This is a genomic window from Aliinostoc sp. HNIBRCY26 (assembly GCF_050235535.1).
Lineage (GTDB): Bacteria > Cyanobacteriota > Cyanobacteriia > Cyanobacteriales > Nostocaceae > Trichormus.
The window spans coordinates 1738039-1755343 of the sequence record NZ_CP189852.1 but is presented as its reverse complement, the minus strand read 5'-3'; the positions used below and the strand labels follow the sequence as shown (position 1 = coordinate 1755343).

The window sequence follows — 17305 nt, the reverse complement described above, 5'->3', positions numbered from 1 at the left end:
GGGGGCAGGGAGCAGGGAGCAGGGAGCAGAGGAAGTTTTACACCAATGCCCCATGCCCAATTCCCCATGCCCTATGCCCAATTCCCAATCACTCTTTAACAAACACTAATGGAATCAAAGCCAATAGGCGCAACATTCCCGAAAGGGCAAAAACCCCCAATAAGCCACCATGCTGAGTGAATTGGGCGATTAAGCTACCGATAGTTGTGCCTAACGCGCCACTAAAACCAGCCACCGCCGAAGCGATCGCAAAATATAGTGACTGGTTTTTGAGTGGAGCAATGCTTAATTGCATATTGTTGTTACATAAGTCAATAGCTGCCCAAGTTCCGCCCGTTAAAATATGTAACAATGGCAACCACAACCAAACATCTCGATGATTCCCGCCAATTCCCAACCACAGTAACGGTGTCACCGCTACCAGAAGTCCAATAAAAATCAAAATCGGACGATTCCCAACTTTGTCTGCTAACTTACCCCAAAACATCATCATCAGTAAGTTAGCTCCCGCCTGCAAACTTCCGTAAAGCGTCACCCAACTCACATCTAGTTGCAGCGTATCCAGCATATATAAATTAAAAAACGGCGCACTGAGATTTACAGCCAGCATCCATAAGCCAAAATAAATTAAAAATTTTAAAAAATTAGTATTTTGCCAAATATTTAGCCCAAAATCAACGGTTAAAGACTTATTTGCTTCCTTAAATAAGATTAAAGATGTAATTTCTTCCCCTATGCTCTCTGCACCCGTTCGGCTGACGCTCACGGCGGAAGCCTGTCCCCTACCTTCCTGGGGAGATTCACTGACTGCATTTTGCAATTGTGGGTTGACATCTACTTTAAAATACTGACATCCCAGACTAAGAATACCAAAAATGATACTCACCAACAGCACTACACCATAACCTTGGAGAGTACCCCCATAGCACTGGGAAATCAGTAAACCCGCTAAAGGTACACAAATTAAATTAGTGAGGCTGACTGCGCTATTACGTATACCAAAATACCTGCCCCGTAATCGTCGGGGAACAATGATAGCCAGCCAACTCAACCAAGACGCGCTTCCTAGTCCTCCTAATAGATGACTACCTAAGACAACTAATAAAGTTAAGACTTCTAATTGCAGGGAGTTTACCCATCCCCAACTAAAACCGATAACCCCAAGTAATAAAATCAGCCATAATAGCCGAGCAATACCAAATGTTTTTAAAGCATATTGAAATCTGCTGGTGCTGCGTTCAGATAAATATGCTCCCAAAGGCTGAATTAGATTCACCAGCATGGGGATTGAAGTTATCATCCCAAATACTACCGGACTGGCATCCAGCTCTACCAAGAAATTACTCAGTAAAATTCCTCCGGTAGCTAGGGAGAAAATAGCCGCAAAAATCGCATCCACCGTTGAGGCTTTTAAACTGGTGCGAATCGCATTCTTATCATATTGGCGGCTAAGAGCAAGGTGAGTTTGGGGTTGAGGAATCTGGGGAAGTTCCAGAATCACGGGTGACACTGTTTCAAGCTGAATCGAATCCATAGATATTATTTATGGGAAAGCACCCTGACATAAGTGAATCTATTGAGTTATTCAGTGTACACTCAAATACTTTGGGGATAATTCTTCGATATTTTACCTTGCATTTCTCAACAAAACTTCAGATGAGTTAAATATCAGTCCGCAGTTGCAGACGATATAAGTAAGAAGGAATAGACTTGAATTTAATCGTGATGCGGAAGAATTTTTGGCGATTTTTGGGTGTAGCGATCGCGATCGCCATGACTATAATTAGTTGCCATAGTCTACCAAAACCCCACCAAGTCACAGTCAAACTCAGTGGTTGGGGAGGTTCTCCTGTAGAACAGAAATTACTAAAACAAGTCTTACAAGACTTTGAAGCCAAACACCCGCAAATCAAGGTCAAATATGAGGTAATTTCTGACCAATACATGGATGTCATCAAAACCCGCTTAGTTGGGGAAGCCGCACCGGATGTTTTTTATCTGGATGCCTTAGAAGCTCCTTTTTTGATGAGTCAGAATGTCCTAGAACCGTTAAATAATTACATCACCCCAGAATTTGATCTAGCAGATTTTGAACCTACTTTACTCAACAGTTTTAAGTACCAAAATTCTATTTACGGACTACCGAAAGACTATTCTACCTTGGCACTTTTTTATAATAAAAAAGCCTTTGCGACTGCTGGTTTAAACACTCCGCCCCAAAATTGGGCAGAACTCCGCAGCTACTCAAAACAATTAACAGGCAAACTCAACAGATATGGTTTTGGTGAAATGCCAGAATTAGCCCGTCAAGCTTATAAAATTAAAGCCTTTGGTGGACAAGTCATTGATTCCCAAGATGATGCTACATTTGCTAGTCCACAAGCTTTGCAGGGATTACAGTTAGTCATTGACCAGTATCGCCAAGACCGTTCCTCAGCCCAAAAATCTGATGTCGGAACAAACTCAGGTAGTGAAATGTTTGGTCAAGGTAAAGTGGCGATGGTGATTGAAGGTAATTGGGCAATTCCCTATCTGCAAGAAACCTTTCCCCAATTGGAATTTGCGATCGCACAAGTACCAACTATTAACAACAAAAAAGGCACAATGGTGTTTACTGTCGCCTATGTCATGAATAAACAATCTCAAAATAAAGCCGCAGCTTGGGAATTAATTTCTTACCTCACAGGGAAAGAGGGAATGCAAAAATGGACAGGAACAGGCTTTGCTTTACCTACTCGTAAATCCGTAGCCGAGAATTTGGGATATGACCAAGATAGGCTCAGGTCGCCTTTAGTCGCCGGTGTGAATTACGCTACACCTTGGCAAGTCGGTAAACATCCAGCCGCCATTGTCAACAACTTTGATAATCAGTTTATCAGTGCTTTGTTAGGACAACAGCCATTAAAACAGGCAATGTTACAAGCGCAGCATGAAGCTAATCAGCAAATTCAATCTATGGAGTGATTTAAATTCAAGGTAAAACTATTATTTTCAATAAGAATACTTTGTTTAAATAAGGCTCCTAAAAAAATTAGGAGCTATAGATTGTGAAACAATTAATCACTTAAATCTAACCTTGTCTTTTTCTTTGTTCCTCTGCACAAGGAAAGAGTGAGACATTAATGAAATTCATTCTGGAGAATGATAACAACAAACCAGAACCCCGATTTCTCTCTCAAAGAAGTTGGAGTTATGGACACCGCGAATTCTTGACAATTAGATAGGAATTCTACAGATAAATACATTTCATCGAAGGCTAAAAATTAAATTTAGGTAGGTTGGGTTGACGCAAGGAAACCCAACAAAGTGTTAAGGATTTTGGGTTTCTATATTTCCTGTTAACTGAACTCTATTGTGCTATGGATTGCTAAATACAATATTAAATGGAGACTTAACTGTGTTTTTAGCACGCAGTCTCAGGAAAATTCGCAGATGGAATATCCAAGCTAATCTTGTGGGGTATATATTTATGATGCCCACAATTCTAGTGTTAGGAACTTTCGTCATCCTCCCGATTTTCTACGCAGTGTTTCTTTCCCTGTACAAAGTTCAACTCTTAGGAGGAATTGATTATGAGTTTATTGGATTGCGTAATTTCCAAAGATTGTTAACAGATAATAGAGTGGGAATCGCCCTAAAAAATACAGTCGAATATGTCTTAATTGTTGTACCTAGTCAAAGCATTTTAGCATTAGTTTTAGCAGTAACTTTAAATTCTGGAATTCGTGCTAAAAATTGGTGGCGAATTCTTTATTTTTTGCCCACAGTAACATCCTCAGCAGTGTTAACTCTCATCTTTATGTGGATTTATAACACTGATGGTTTACTCAATGATTTCCTGAGTTTTATAGGATTACCTACTTACAATTGGTTGGGTGATCCATCTGTTGCTCTCAAGGGTATTATGCTCATGAATATTTGGGCAACTGCACCATTTTATATGGTGATTTATTTAGCAGCTTTGCAAGATATTCCTCAAAGACTCTACGAAGCCGCAGATATTGACGGGGCTAATTGGTGGCAAAAATTTATTTACATTACTATTCCCTTACTACAACCAGTGACTTTTTTTGTAGTAGCAATTGGGGTTATTGGTACCTTTCAATTATTTGATCAGTCTTATATTTTCTCTGGTGGGACTGGCGGGCCGAATAATGCGACTTTAACGTTAGTATTGCTGATTTATCAAAATGTGTTTCGCTATCTTCAAATGGGGTACGCAGCAGCGATCGCATTTTTGTTAGCTGTGGTCATTATCACCGTCACTATCCTACAACGGCGACTTTTCGGAGGGGAAAGAGCGTGAAAACTATCTCTACTATTCCCTGGCTAAAGGGACTGTTGTACGTTGTACTAGTCTCCTATGCAATTGTCACCTTAATTCCCTTTCTCTGGGCTTTATCTGCTTCATTTAAACCCCTTGAAGAAATTATCAGTGGTGAACCTAATTTTTTCCCCAACAACTTTACTCTAGACAACTATCAACAAATCTTTCTCCAAGAACCCTTATTTTTACGCTGGCTGTTTAATAGCGTATTCATTGCTGTCAGCGTCACAGGGTTAAACTTACTATTCAACTCAATGGCTGGTTACGCCTTAGCTAGACTGCGCTTTGTTGGGAGAAACTTCTGGTTCTTCCTGATTTTGGCAGTCCTAGCAGTCCCCACCCAGATCACCCTGATTCCCACGTTTCTCATATTAAAAGCCATAGGTTGGCTCAATTCTTATCAAGGCATGATTGTGCCTAGTATGGTCAACGCCACTTTTATCTTTATGATGCGGCAGTTTTTTGTTAACTTTCCTAAAGAACTAGAAGAAGCCGGACAACTAGATGGCTTAAATACCTTCGGTATTTTCCGCCGCATTATCTTACCCCTAGCCAAACCAGCTCTAGCAGCCCAGGCAGTTTTTGTATTTATGGGTAGTTGGAATAATTTTCTACTTCCAGTAGTCATTTTATTTGACCCAGAAATGTTTACCCTCCCTCTAGGTTTAAACACCTTTAAAGGTCAATACATCAGCTACTGGAACTACATCATGGCCGCCTCAATGGTCTTCACCTTACCAGCTTTATGTATTTACGCCTTCTTCAACCGCTATTTCATCCAAAGCGTTACCTTCACCGGCGGTAAAGGATAAAAATGGGCATCGGGCATCGGGCATCGAGAACACAAAAGCAATTCTCCCTTCCCTTGTCTACCTTGTCTCCTAATCCCCAGTCCCCAGTCCCCAATCCCCATTCCAGATTTTGGGCAACAAATTGCACTCCTAACGTGATATTGGTATTACAGCGACTCAATCTCTATTTGCGGGTTAACACACAATGATGAGTTTGGCAAACCTAGCGATCGCAGAGATAACAGGAGACTACAGTGTGACTGTAGCCAAGGTTTTGTCTTTGTCAATTTTAGAGGTTGAGTATTACTTTATTAGCTGTGTTGAGCGTCAAAATCTTTAAGGGGAAACAATGTTTAGAAGACTTATTGGCGTTGTTGTCGTTACTGTTCTACTGACTTTTCAGTTAGTTGTCGGTAGCGCAACAGCTGTGGAACTGGACGAAGCTACCAGAACAGTAAAATTAAATAACCAGGGTGATACCGTTACACTCAGTTTAAAACAAGTAAAAGAAGGCAAACGTTTATTCCAGTACGCCTGCGCCCAATGTCACGTCGGTGGTGTGACCAAAACTAACCAAAACGTTGGACTTGAACCAGAAGCCCTGGCGTTAGCCACACCCAAGCGCGACAATATTGAAGGCTTAGTAGATTACATGAAAAATCCCACCACCTATGATGGGGTAGATGAAATTTCCGAATTGCACCCCAGCATCAAGAGTGCAGATATTTTCACAGCAATGCGAAATCTGACCGATAAGGATTTGGAATCCATCGCTGGTCATATCCTACTCCAGCCAAAAATTCTTGGCGACAAATGGGGCGGCGGTAAAATCTACTACTAAAATCCTCACTATTGGCTGAATTTTGGTGAGTTCTGAGTTCTCAGTGCTGAAGACAAGGAAATTGGATCAGGATGAATGATGAAAACATTGATTTTGCATGGCTCATCTCTCATTCCTAATTTTTCTTGACTCGGTACTCAGAATCTGGAACTCACAGTTTTTTGCTTTCTATAAATTCTTCAAAAAAACTTCTACGACATATTGTCATATTTGGCGTAAATTTTATTTAAAATAGGAGAGGGAAAAATAAAACTATATATTTAGGAGAACGCCGTGAAGTTAATTGCAGCAACCTGGCGACGCTTTACTTTAGCCGTATTGACAGCAGTTTTAGTTGTTAGCAGCTTTGCTATCTTTACACCTAGTGCTGCGGCTGAAACACACACCATTAAACTAGGTACAGATAAAGGAATGCTGGCATTTGAACCAGCTAAGTTGACCATCAAACCAGGCGACACCATCGAATGGTTAAACAACAAAGTACCCCCCCACAACGTTGTCTTCGATCCCAGTGGTGGTGAGTTTGCTAAAGCACTCTCTCATAAACAATTGATGATGAGTCCTGGTCAAAAAGAAACAACTACCTTCCCCGCAGATGCTCCTGCTGGTGAATACACCTTCTATTGCGAGCCTCATCGTGGTGCTGGTATGGTTGGTAAAATCACTGTTGAAGGCTAGAAATCTTTGGTTGTCGCTAGATTTTGCATGACTTTCTAGCCACATCCCAATTAACGGCGGTGACTAGTCTAACTTCCCCTCAGTAACTTTCCAATGATCGAAATTCAGCAGGAATAGACTTGTCACCGCAAATTTTAAGGGACTTCCAACTAAAAAAAATATACAATCGCTGTGGTGAGCAGGGGGCAGGGAGCAGGGGGAAAAATCAAAATATTTTCATATTTTCTCTCGGAAATTGAATAATTTATTTTCTGGAACTCCCTAAATAACTTAAATAAATTTATTATTTAAAATTCATTCGAGATCAACATAATTAAAACTTATTTATTTGGCTTGTATGCAGCCAAGAATGTAAATATATGTTAAGCACCTAGCAGCAATACAATATTGACTAGCAAATACTTTTATTTGCTAAATGTTTGTCGCGAGGAAAATCTGTTGAGAATAATTTTATTTATATTTTTGGCGATCGCTACAATTAAGCTTACATTTACCAGTCCAGTTCTAGCGGCAGAAATATCTTCAGGCGCGAAAATTTTCCAGAATAACTGCTCTGCTTGCCATATCGGCGGCGGTAATATTCTAGTCCCTCAAAAAACCTTGCAAAAAGAAGCTCTATCCAAGTACCTCGCCAACTACAACGAAGATGCTATCCAGGCAATTATTTATCAAGTAGAAAACGGTAAAAATGCTATGCCTGCCTTCAAAAACAAGTTAAGCGAACCAGAAATTCTCGAAGTTGCTGCTTACGTCTTCCAAAAATCAGAGCAAGGCTGGTAAAAATAATCAGTATGGGCGGGTTTTGGCAGATATTTTAGTTAACCTCTCCCGTACAACAGCCTAGTGACAAAGTATCCAGTTAAACAGGTTGAGTCAAGGGAACACCAAAAAATAAATTATCCCAAATAAACAGCTTAGTAGGGTGCGTCAGTGCGATAAAAACTAACTATACCAAGAGATTATTCATACTGACGCACCCTACAGTTGGGATACTTTTTATCTGGAAGTCCCTAAGCCTTGCTTCAACCCACCGGAGTTTACCTAGCACACAGAATGGCTGACTATTGTTCGCGACTAGTTAGCATTTGGCTTTTTCTGTCTGCTATCACGCAAATTTTGCAATTGCCTGATTAATTCTTTGCTAGGTTTTGATGTGGATGATGAATTATCTGATCTAGTTGTCTGTTCAGATGGTGCAACGGTTACGGCTGGTGTAGGTTGATTTAAGGTGCTAGAGTTAGCATCTGGTTGAGGATTATTAGGATTGGAATTGTTACCAGAATTAGGAATCACTACAGCCGGAGTCTTGTCTGAATTGGGTTGTGTGGTATTGCTGCTGTTATATTGAAAACGCAAGTTAAAGGGATAGCGACTAATTTGTTTATCGCCTTTGGGAGTATTTTCAGCAAAGTAAGCTTTAGCTCTTTGTTGTAATTCAGGAGCAATTGACCTGTCTTGGAAGTAAATATCTAAAGGTTTGCCTTGAGTATCAACCACCAAAACACCCAACACTATGCCATCAAGACCTGGCTTCTCAGTGGTGATGGTGTTACGAATGACAGCTTTCTCCTGGGAGTTGGGGTACTGTTGCTGGAGTGTTTTTCTTAAGTTCTCGTAGGAATTAACTAGAGCAATTTCACCTTGTTGCGTCTGTTTTGATGGTAAATCAGTCACATTTGGCGTAGAGCCTTGTTGTTCCTTGGGTATGCTTTGATTAGCAAGATTTAAATCCTCTGCTGTACCAGGATTTTTCACAACAGGAGCTATCCTATCTGTTGGAGGAATAGGCTGTGTATTGGCTTGATTTTTAATATTATTGTCTGGAAGATTAGCCTGTGAACTGCCAGTTAGGTTGCTTGGCGTTTCTGCTGGGTTCAATTGTGGCAACTTATTCACAGCTAGAGGTTGTGAGTTGCTGGGAATTGTTGGCTGATTCGTGAACTGGTTAGAGGCGACAACATCAAATTTGCTATCACTTAAACTAATCCCAGGATTGTGAAGACTATACTCCCTTGGGGAAGATGTCCGCAAACGCTGACGCTGAGACAAAGTGTTAGTGGGGTAACTAGAGTAACTAGGGTAACTAGTATTAGGAACTGAGGCTATTGGCGGCTGTGATAACGGAGTGTTAAGCGGTGGTGGTAAAGGAGGTACAGTAGTCGCCAAAGCATTGAAATTAGACGAATTATTATTCAGTAGCGGTTGTTGAGGAAATTGATTTTGTAATAAAGGTGCTGGTGGCTGTAATGCTACTGAGTTGTTGTCTGGAGTTTGTGGTAGACGGCTTAAGTCAGCCTGACTTAGTTGTAAAACTCCCACAGTTTTTTGTGTAGATTGTTCTTTCGGTTGCTTAGAATCTACAGGCATTAGAGGTACAATCAACGCAATAGCACCGTGAATGCCAACAGAGGCTATTGCAGCTATCCCAGCTGGTTGACTGAGAAACTCTGGTATATTTTTTAGTACGGAGACGTAAGACATAGCTGTTAATCGTTCACTCGGCTCAGTTGCAGTTGACTAGCAAGGTAATTTTATCTTGATTGCAATAGATGCGTCCTTATAAAGATCATAGCGGCCGAACCTGGCCCCCATGACGGGATGATATCCCCATTTATTCAAGTCTTTAATTTCTCAATCTATAAGGTCTTTTCTTACATTTCACTGGTAGATAGGCTAATTCATGAAAATATCGGCTCTTGAATTGCCACAATCATGAACGCGATCATTTCCGCTTAAACATAAGGTAGTTACCAGTAAAGGCGATCGCATCCCTCTAAATATATAGGCCAATACGGTTCAGTTAAGGTGGTGAGAGTTAATTTCTCAATTTTTGCTCTGTCTATTTAGACAATGAGCAAGATTTGGGGGATTCTCCCCCAAGCCCCCGATTGGGGGACGGTTGCGTCCCCCAAACCCCCTCCAAAATCATTTTTTCGTTTTTTGTTGAGTAAACATTTACTGGCTTGGTTGAAATTTATTTTTCTTATCTGAACCCTATTGATATATAAGCCTCATTATTTCAAATCAAGGATGAAGCAGCAGTTGCACTTCCGAACAATCAACTTGGGCTTTTGAGATTAACATCAGCAAGCCGAAACATACTAGCACACCTACTACATGAGAGAATGTTCTCTGTTTTGCTATTTCTCAAAGAAAAGTTGTGAGTAATGAGTGCTGAGTGCTGAGTGGTGAGTGCTGAGTAATGAGTAATGAGTAATGAGTAATGACTAATGACTATTGACTATTGACTATTGACTATTGACTATTGACTATTGACCATTGACTATTCGCAACCAAAATGACCTTACCTACAATTATTGTGCCGGGATATTTAGAAAGTGCGATCGCTTACCGTCCACTAGAAATTTCTCTGCAACAGTTAGGCTTTCCGACTTTAACAGTCCCACTCAGAAGGCGCGACTGGATACCCACTATCGGTGGTAGACCTATCACACCTATTTTGCAGCAGCTTGACCAGACTGTTAAACAAGCACTACAAGAATATCACGCTACTCAAGTCAATCTGATTGGTCACTCAGCCGGTGGCTGGATTTCTCGCATTTATTTGGGAGAACAGCCTTATGGTGCGAATATTTGGAATGCTCACCCCTTGGTGGCGACTCTCATCACTTTGGGGACACCCCACACTAGCCAAGAACGCTGGACACGCAAAAATTTGGATTTTGTCAATCTTAACTATCCTGGTGCTTTTTATCCCTCTATCCGTTACGTTTGCGTCGCCGGGAAAACTATTTTTGGGGAAAGGCGGCGCGGTGGCTGGTTAGCTTATAGCAGTTATCAATTGACTTGTGGACAAGGTAACACTTGGGGTGATGGGATCACACCGATAGCAGCTGCTCATTTAGCTGGTGCAGAAAATTTAGTGATTGAAGGTGTCAGACATTCTCCCAGAAGTCCTGGAATTTGGTATGGCTCACCAGAAAAGTTCCCAAATTGGGGACAATTTCTCGTTTAAAAAAATTTATTCTTTGCAAAGAGAATATAGATATATTTATAAAACTTAGTTATATTGTAATAAAAATACATAATCAATCTCATAACAGGAGGGGTGAACTATGCAACGCACCCAGTTCGATAGGATTTTGCGGCGAGCAGCCACGATATTATCGGTCGTAATTCTTTCCCTGTGTTTGATTTACGTTTCTACAGGCGTTTTATTGGCTTTTTATTACGAACCCACAGCAGGCGGAGCTTATAACTCTTTGAGAATGATTGACACTCAAGTATCCTATGGGTGGCTATTCCATAGAGCGCATGATATTGCAGGTAACATCATGATTGCGATCGCACTAGTGCAAATTGTGGTGATGTTCTTAGGAAGACAATTTCGCCGTAGTTGGCTATTTGCGTGGGTGAGTGGGATTTTCTTTACTTTAAGTGCGATCGGTCTTGATTGGACAGCGATGATTCTCGACTGGACGCAAGAAGGTTACTGGCGATTTAACATTGAGCTAGGCAATATTCAAGCCATCCCTGTCATTGGTACACAATTGCGCGATATCCTCACAGGTGGTGGAGCAATTAGCAGCGTCACTGTTGAGCATTTATATACTCTCCACAGTTACATCATTACTTTTGCAGCGATTACTTTTGCCGTCTTACATTTTGCAGCTTTAATGTGGCAAGAAAGACAAATGTACAAAGAAGAAAGTATTCAACTAGCAAGCTAGTGCTGAGTGCTGAGTGCTGAGTGCTGAGTAATGAGTAGTGAGTAATCAATTTTTGAATTTTGAATTTTGAATTGATTTGAGTGTTGCTAGCGGTAGCGTGCGTTTAGTCGGTGTTGAGTGTCGAGTGTTAAGTGTCGAGTCCAGAAAATTGCCTAAAGTCATGACTTAATTGATAAGAGCATTTCCTAGAACAGTTTTTAACTCAACACAACCTAACACCCCGCCACCGCTAACACAACTCACAACTCAGCACTCAGCACTTTTACCCAAGGCACTTCTTCCAACTCTGGTAATTTTTCTAGAACCAGTGGTGTAGACTGACTAGCACCAGATAAGCGTTTTAATAAATTCGGTCTGGGGTCATGTAACAGGTAGATAATGCGATCGCCTATTTCCCATTCCTGGTTAGCTGGCGTAATCTGTAAACGATCCTCTCTTTCTACCAACAACGGAATTAACACCCCAGTCCGAATTTTCTCTTGGATACGTTCCTGTTGGGTGGTAAATTCCCCTGCATTGAGTGTCGTTGTACCTAACTTCACCCGTCCATCACTCAAATACTCATTCCAAGTTTTAATCGCCACATCTGAGACAAAAGCTTGATTCACTTTACTATTAACTGAATTATTGGCTTGGGGATCACGAGGAAAAACTGCTAAAACTCTCGGTGGATGAAATTCCTCAGCAGCACGTTGCGCCAACACAAAGTTTACTTCGCCATTGTTAGTCATCGCTAAGAAAGTCCCCATCGAGGCTAACCCCGCTTCTTCCAAAACTTCCGCATCTAGCGCACTGCTAACAATTACCCTGATATTTTGAGCTTCTGCTTGAGTCAAATATTCTGGCTCAGTATCTATGAGAACGACATTTTCACCCCGTTCTTGAAAGAAACGGGCAATTAATAAACTTAAGGGATTACAACCTACAATAACTGCCCCTGTGGCTTCCTGGGAAGTGATTTGCAAGCATCTAGCAACCCAACCTGCTGTTAATCCTTGACACACCACCGTCATGATAATCGTCAGGAAAACCAACGCCTTAATCGCATCACCACCATTGATCCCGTGCTTAGTGAGCAAAATCGCAAACAAAGAAGCCACAGAAGCCGAAACAATTCCTCTCGGTGCAACCCAACTTAAAAATAACTTTTGTCGCCAATTCAGGTCACTATTCCCTGTACACAACAAGATATTAATGGGGCGAACTACAAACATTAACACCAAGACAGTAAATAAACTACCCCAACCCAGAGCAAACACACTCGCAATTGATAAATCAGCCGCCAGCAGAATAAACAGTACAGAAACGCTCAAAATCGTCAGTTGACCTTTGAAACTCCGCAACAGGCGTTCCTCTGGTACAGAAGAATTCGCAAATACTGCTCCAGCAACTACAGTAGTCATTACCCCTGATTCAGTGCGAATCATCTGCGCTAGGGTAAACAAACCCCATAGCACCGCCAAAACCACCAAGTTCTTCAACTCGATTGATAGGAAATTGGCGCGCTTGAAAATCAAGCTCATCACATAGCCGCCCACAGCACCAATCGCCGCACCCACTCCCAGGCGCATCATTAACCCCACGATGGCGTTAATAGGGTCAGCATCACCATTGACAATGGTATCTAACACCACAAACGCCAAAATCGCGCCTACAGGGTCAATTAATACCCCTTCTCCCTCTAATAGCGTTGCAACTTGACGGTCTACATTAATTTGCTTGAGTAAAGGCCCAACCACCGTCGGCCCCGTCACCACGACAATAGAAGCATAAAGAAAAGCAATATTCCAGGGAAACTCACCCAACCAGTGAGCCGCCATACTCCCACCAATCAGCGTCACCAGCGTTCCCAAAGTGACAAGCAACTGCAAGCTTAAGGAAACTCTGCCTAACTCTCGTAAATCTAGGTTTAGTCCACCTTCAAATAGAATAATTGCCGTTGCTAGAGCCACAATCACTTCTAATCCTGTACCAAGCATTTGGGGATGTAATACCCCAATGCCATCAGAACCCAGAAAAATGCCCAAGAGTAATAGCAAAACGATGCTAGGGACACGAAAATATGCCGCCAACACCTGCGCGCTAATACCTGCAACGACCGTGATCACCATCTGTAGGGTGACTTCAAAAGATGCTTCCATGCTATGGATTTTGAGAGATGTATTTCAAAATCTTTTGTAAAGAATAATGAATATTCCCTTTACAGGGTACAACATTAGACCCTTTATCCTGTATTAAGTTGAGAGGTTTTTTCATACGTAGTCTTATAGGATACTCTATTTCTCGCTAGATTGGCGACTGAGTGTGACAATTTGCCAAAAGTTAGCATTCCTCCTGGGTATTAAACACCAAAAAAAGTACAACTGTTGATAGACGTGAATCATCTGCTTTGTGAAAGATGTTCAGTGCGTACAAAGGGGTGTAAGGGTGTAGGGGTGTGGGGTAAGAAGAATTTATAGTCTTGTTTGATGCAGGAAATTAGCCTTTTACTAGTGTGACTATGCGCCAGCAAGATGTACAAGGAACGCATTAAATTGTTCTTCCCCTACACCTTTACACCCTCATACCCCCAAACCATTAAACCCCCACGCCACGACACTTTTACACCCCGAAAATTTTTTTTTCAAATGTATTGACATCATCTGAAAAATCCGTTAATTTATAAAAGGTCTGAGGTTGATGCCCCCATCGTCTAGAGGCCTAGGACACCTCCCTTTCACGGAGGTAACGGGGATTCGAATTCCCCTGGGGGTACTAAAAATAAACTAAAAGAGATTGCAAAATCTCACTTATGTTTAAAAGCTAATGCCTACGATTATAAGATCGTAGGCATTAAATTTAAGACTAGGATTGTTGACTGGCTAAATAATTAACTCGCTGATGAATCGCTAGCAAATTCGATCGCAGATCATTGCTAAGACGATTTTCAATCATGGATACGGGCATAGTTAATTTCGGCCAAATGTGGATGCTGTAGCAGAGACTAGTCCCCAATAATTCACCCAGGGAATAAGGCTCTAAACACCAATAACCAGAAAAGCCTTTAAAATCCCCTTCTACCATTTGAAAGTTGATTTTTGAAGGGAAATGCTCTTGTAAATCTAGGACTACACGAGCGCAAAAATTCAAGTTAAGAAAACGTTGAGAGCCGACTTGTTCTAGGCGAATACCACCCTCTGGATGTTGTAAAAGACGGCTTTTAGCAAGGTTAGGGATGAACTCAGCTAAAGATTCGTAGTCTGTCAAGACCTTCCAGACGGTTTCTACTGGATAGGGAATCTGAACTGTAGCTGTAATTTGCCGTTGTCGCTCGGCCACTTTAGCGATTTGGACTTCTACTGGGGGTACATCAGTTTGATCCGCCACTAAACTCGATTCAGGTTGTGAATGGGAATCGAGTTCAAAGTCCTCTGAGGTTGTTTGTTGGTTAGTCACTTTCAGAATATGGTTTACTGTCGTCAGAAAACTGGGGCAGAGTCAAGGTGAAGCAGATTTCACTCAGTTGAGAGTCAGGTATAGGGGTACTCTCAACAGCGATCGCTCCGTTTAAATGCTGCACTAAGGACTTCACTAGTGCGAGTCCTAAGCCAGTACCGGGTGTCCAACGACCTCCTCTACCGCGACGGAACCTATCAAAAATATAGGTCGCCTCTTCTTGGGAGATGCCACGTCCTGTGTTAGTCACTTTGATCATAACTTGATCAACTAGCTGAATAACCTGGTGACTGGCGTGCAGGTGGATAATCGTATCCCGTTCTGAGTATGTATACGCATTATTTAATAACTCTTGCAGAATTCTGTCAAAACTCTCTAGTTCAGTTTGCAGTTTGAGTGGCTTTTCAGGTATGTCTAAATTGATGCTTAAGCCTTTTTCTGTGAGTTTTTTGGTCAACAGTTCGCTTAATTCTTGAATTCTGGTGTTGACATTCAAGTTTTCATAACGTGGTGGTTCTTGCTGGCTCTCTAGTTTTTGTAATGTCAGCAAGTCGTTGATTAAGTTGATTTCTTTGGAACATTCTTTTTCGAGAATCTCCAAATATCTACCTTGACGCTCAGGGGTGATTCCCGGACGCTGCAAATTCTTAATTGACAGCATCATGTTGGTTAAGGGGTAGCGCAGGCGATCGCTGATATTGCTCATGAATTCGTCTTTGAGGCGGCTCAACTCTCGCAACTGATCTACATATTGCCTAGTTCTTTCGTGCAGCTTGGCCTGTAGTTCTAAGCTGCTTTGCAGTTTGGCGGTGCGCTCATCAACTAAAGTTTGGACTTGTCGGAGGGTTTTGGACTGAATAATGGCATTACTCACTTGAGCGCAGACCATTTCCACTAAATTTAATTCTGCTACTTGCCACTCACGCGGTACTGCTTGCTGTAGCACTAAAAATCCCAGGATTCTACCTTGATTTTCTAGCGGCATTAACAGTACAGATGGTAGTTGTGTAATGTCAAACAAGGGCGCAACAATGGTTGTGTCCGGTAGGTCTGCGTAGTCATTGATGATGACTGGCTTACCTCCCTCAGTGAAAGCTCGCTGACACAAAGCACATTCTGCCAAAGTAAAAGATTGATTTAAAGATTCTGTATTATTGGGATTTTCCCGATGCCATTCACCGATGACATCGGCTCTTGCTTGGGGAATTTGGGTTCTATTAGTGCTTCTAAATAATGGATCTGTATATCTCAGGAGGATTAATAAACCCCGATCTGCTTGTAAAGATTCAGCAGTAGATGCTATGGCTAGTTGGAGCATTTGATTTAACTCCAAGTTACTCCGACTTAGTATAGTTAATTGTTTGATTAAGCTTTGATGTTGATTACTTCTTTGTAAGTATTGTTGCTGATGAGAAATTAACTGCGCTTGGGTAAATTGGGAAAAAGCGATCGCACAGGCTGCGGCGATGGTTTTGAGAATGAATTTTTCTCCCTCTCCCCAATCATAGGATTGAAATTTGATCAGATTCACTACCCCATTATTCTTGCCGCCAAAACGGGTAGGAATCGCTAACACCGATTTGATAGGCAATGGCAATTGTTGGCATCCAATCACCAGACTGTTACGAATTGTGGCAATATCCTCTATCGTGAAAGGTTCAGTAGCGCATTGCAGCACTGACTGTTCCATAGAGAACAATTCGTCTGGCTGAGGCATTCCTAGATATTCATCAGCACACCAACTAGCCGTTGTTGCTTCCGTTGAATCTTCACCTGTTACTGCCACTAAACAACAACAATCTACATTAGTGGCTATGCCGATCAATTTGGTAATTTCTGGCAGCATCAATGCTGTCGATGGACTACTAGCAATGATGTGATTAATCTTGTGCGCCAACTGGTGGGCTGTTTCTTCCTGATGCTGCATCAGTTTGACTGGGTATAGTTTGAGTCGCTCTGGGTCATCGGGGCGGTCTGGTGATACTAATAAATGCTTTTTCATTCCTGACATATTCTTGAATAATGACCCCACTTTTATTGCACCCAACTTTCTGGCATATTCTTCACCGTTAGTCGTGTTGCTATACCGGATGGATGGCAAATCTTGATTCAAGATTTTCTATCATTCTGTTATAGCCCCTTTATTTTACAGATGACCAAGTTTCAGTATATTAAGCTAATTTATACATGGTCATAAAACTATGTAAAATTGTTGAAAATACTTAATATAACTTAGGTTTAAGGGGATAGAATTGTATCTGTAAATCACTTTTGCCTTACCATACCTTGTGGGTAACTATACATAAACCGTAATTTCTCTGGATTTACAACCACAACTTCATATTCACTCACCGCATTACTACTGTTGCAACAGACACTGTGAGCTAATACTGCTGTCACAAAAGCCTGAGCGTTGCTTTTTGTCATTGGTTTTGAGGAGTTAACGATCATCCGATACTCTACTCTGGGAAAAGTCAAGAATCTCAGAAGCGGTAACAGTGAGTGCGCTCAGACCGCTAGGTTGCTGTCTTGAGATTGCGAT

At 41.5% G+C, this 17305-nt stretch carries 15 protein-coding genes and 1 tRNA gene; 10 read left to right on the top strand and 6 right to left on the bottom strand.

The features are described from left to right. Positions 1-88 precede the first annotated feature (88 nt). Positions 89-1534, bottom strand: coding sequence for an MFS transporter (locus tag ACQFX9_RS07345; protein WP_427161387.1), 1446 nt, complete (start codon positions 1532-1534; stop codon positions 89-91). A 191-nt stretch (positions 1535-1725) separates the two neighbouring features. Between ACQFX9_RS07345 and ACQFX9_RS07340 the strand changes: the two genes are divergently transcribed. From ACQFX9_RS07340 to petJ, 7 genes are all read left to right on the top strand, one after another. Beyond that, the gene (locus ACQFX9_RS07340; RefSeq protein WP_427161386.1) at positions 1726-2964 is read left to right on the top strand and encodes an ABC transporter substrate-binding protein; all 1239 of its coding nucleotides are present in this window, start codon (positions 1726-1728) and stop codon (positions 2962-2964) included. Between the two features lie 505 nt (positions 2965-3469). Next, on the top strand, positions 3470-4306 hold the full coding sequence (locus ACQFX9_RS07335) for a carbohydrate ABC transporter permease (protein ID WP_427162825.1): 837 nt from the start codon (positions 3470-3472) through the stop codon (positions 4304-4306). After that, on the top strand, positions 4303-5139 hold the full coding sequence (locus ACQFX9_RS07330) for a carbohydrate ABC transporter permease (RefSeq protein WP_427161385.1): 837 nt from the start codon (positions 4303-4305) through the stop codon (positions 5137-5139). The genes ACQFX9_RS07335 and ACQFX9_RS07330 overlap by 4 nt, the downstream gene beginning before the upstream one ends. 184 nt (positions 5140-5323) lie before the next feature. Beyond that, positions 5324-5458 carry a hypothetical protein gene (locus ACQFX9_RS07325; protein ID WP_268964968.1) on the top strand — a complete coding sequence of 45 codons (135 nt, stop codon included), beginning with the start codon at positions 5324-5326 and terminating at the stop codon, positions 5456-5458. 9 nt (positions 5459-5467) lie between these two features. Further along, positions 5468-5959, top strand: a complete 492-nt coding sequence (gene psbV, locus ACQFX9_RS07320; RefSeq protein ID WP_427161384.1) for a photosystem II cytochrome c-550 — start codon at positions 5468-5470, stop codon at positions 5957-5959. 273 nt (positions 5960-6232) lie between these two features. Continuing rightward, positions 6233-6637 (top strand): plastocyanin, encoded by a 405-nt coding sequence (gene petE, locus ACQFX9_RS07315; protein ID WP_427161383.1) that lies wholly within the window; start codon positions 6233-6235, stop codon positions 6635-6637. Between the two features lie 438 nt (positions 6638-7075). Next, the gene (petJ, locus tag ACQFX9_RS07310) at positions 7076-7417 is read left to right on the top strand and encodes a cytochrome c6 PetJ (RefSeq protein ID WP_427161382.1); all 342 of its coding nucleotides are present in this window, start codon (positions 7076-7078) and stop codon (positions 7415-7417) included. Between the two features lie 294 nt (positions 7418-7711). Here petJ and ACQFX9_RS07305 read toward each other — a convergent pair whose 3' ends face one another. Next, on the bottom strand, positions 7712-9118 hold the full coding sequence (locus ACQFX9_RS07305; protein ID WP_427161381.1) for a hypothetical protein: 1407 nt from the start codon (positions 9116-9118) through the stop codon (positions 7712-7714). A gap of 817 nt (positions 9119-9935) precedes the next feature. Here ACQFX9_RS07305 and ACQFX9_RS07300 point away from each other — a divergent pair. Beyond that, positions 9936-10613, top strand: a complete 678-nt coding sequence (locus ACQFX9_RS07300) for an esterase/lipase family protein (protein WP_427161380.1) — start codon at positions 9936-9938, stop codon at positions 10611-10613. Between the two features lie 100 nt (positions 10614-10713). Next, positions 10714-11328 carry a cytochrome b N-terminal domain-containing protein gene (locus ACQFX9_RS07295; protein WP_427161379.1) on the top strand — a complete coding sequence of 205 codons (615 nt, stop codon included), beginning with the start codon at positions 10714-10716 and terminating at the stop codon, positions 11326-11328. Positions 11329-11567: 239 nt separating this feature from the next. On the opposite strand, the gene ACQFX9_RS07290 is transcribed toward ACQFX9_RS07295, so the two are convergent. Next, positions 11568-13469: a cation:proton antiporter gene (locus tag ACQFX9_RS07290; protein ID WP_427161378.1), complete on the bottom strand. Its 1902-nt coding sequence runs from the start codon at positions 13467-13469 to the stop codon at positions 11568-11570. Between the two features lie 540 nt (positions 13470-14009). On the opposite strand from ACQFX9_RS07290, the gene ACQFX9_RS07285 reads away from it, so the two are divergent. After that, positions 14010-14082, top strand: a tRNA-Glu gene (locus tag ACQFX9_RS07285). A gap of 90 nt (positions 14083-14172) precedes the next feature. Here ACQFX9_RS07285 and ACQFX9_RS07280 read toward each other — a convergent pair. The 3 genes from ACQFX9_RS07280 to ACQFX9_RS07270 all read right to left on the bottom strand — a co-directional run bounded on the left by ACQFX9_RS07280 (position 14173) and on the right by ACQFX9_RS07270 (position 17190). After that, positions 14173-14763, bottom strand: a complete 591-nt coding sequence (locus tag ACQFX9_RS07280; RefSeq protein WP_427161377.1) for an SRPBCC family protein — start codon at positions 14761-14763, stop codon at positions 14173-14175. Then, positions 14756-16765, bottom strand: a complete 2010-nt coding sequence (locus tag ACQFX9_RS07275; protein WP_427162824.1) for a GAF domain-containing protein — start codon at positions 16763-16765, stop codon at positions 14756-14758. Before ACQFX9_RS07275 ends, ACQFX9_RS07280 begins: the two co-directional genes overlap by 8 nt. Before the next feature lie 263 nt (positions 16766-17028). Then, entirely contained in the window at positions 17029-17190 is a 162-nt protein-coding gene (locus ACQFX9_RS07270; protein WP_427161376.1) for a hypothetical protein, read from the bottom strand. Between the last annotated feature and the right edge of the window lie 115 nt (positions 17191-17305).

Bases quoted from the DNA above. Each gene is read 5' to 3' on its own strand.
- ACQFX9_RS07345 (WP_427161387.1), bottom strand. From the start codon at position 1,534: ATGGATTCGATTCAGCTTGAAACAGTGTCACCCGTGATTCTGGAACTT.
- ACQFX9_RS07340 (WP_427161386.1), top strand. From the start codon at position 1,726: ATGCGGAAGAATTTTTGGCGATTTTTGGGTGTAGCGATCGCGATCGCC.
- ACQFX9_RS07335 (WP_427162825.1), top strand. From the start codon at position 3,470: ATGATGCCCACAATTCTAGTGTTAGGAACTTTCGTCATCCTCCCGATT.
- ACQFX9_RS07325 (WP_268964968.1), top strand. From the start codon at position 5,324: ATGATGAGTTTGGCAAACCTAGCGATCGCAGAGATAACAGGAGACTAC.
- psbV (WP_427161384.1), top strand. From the start codon at position 5,468: ATGTTTAGAAGACTTATTGGCGTTGTTGTCGTTACTGTTCTACTGACT.
- ACQFX9_RS07305 (WP_427161381.1), bottom strand. From the start codon at position 9,118: ATGTCTTACGTCTCCGTACTAAAAAATATACCAGAGTTTCTCAGTCAA.
- ACQFX9_RS07300 (WP_427161380.1), top strand. From the start codon at position 9,936: ATGACCTTACCTACAATTATTGTGCCGGGATATTTAGAAAGTGCGATC.
- ACQFX9_RS07295 (WP_427161379.1), top strand. From the start codon at position 10,714: ATGCAACGCACCCAGTTCGATAGGATTTTGCGGCGAGCAGCCACGATA.
- ACQFX9_RS07290 (WP_427161378.1), bottom strand. From the start codon at position 13,469: ATGGAAGCATCTTTTGAAGTCACCCTACAGATGGTGATCACGGTCGTT.
- ACQFX9_RS07275 (WP_427162824.1), bottom strand. From the start codon at position 16,765: ATGAAAAAGCATTTATTAGTATCACCAGACCGCCCCGATGACCCAGAG.
- ACQFX9_RS07270 (WP_427161376.1), bottom strand. From the start codon at position 17,190: ATGACAAAAAGCAACGCTCAGGCTTTTGTGACAGCAGTATTAGCTCAC.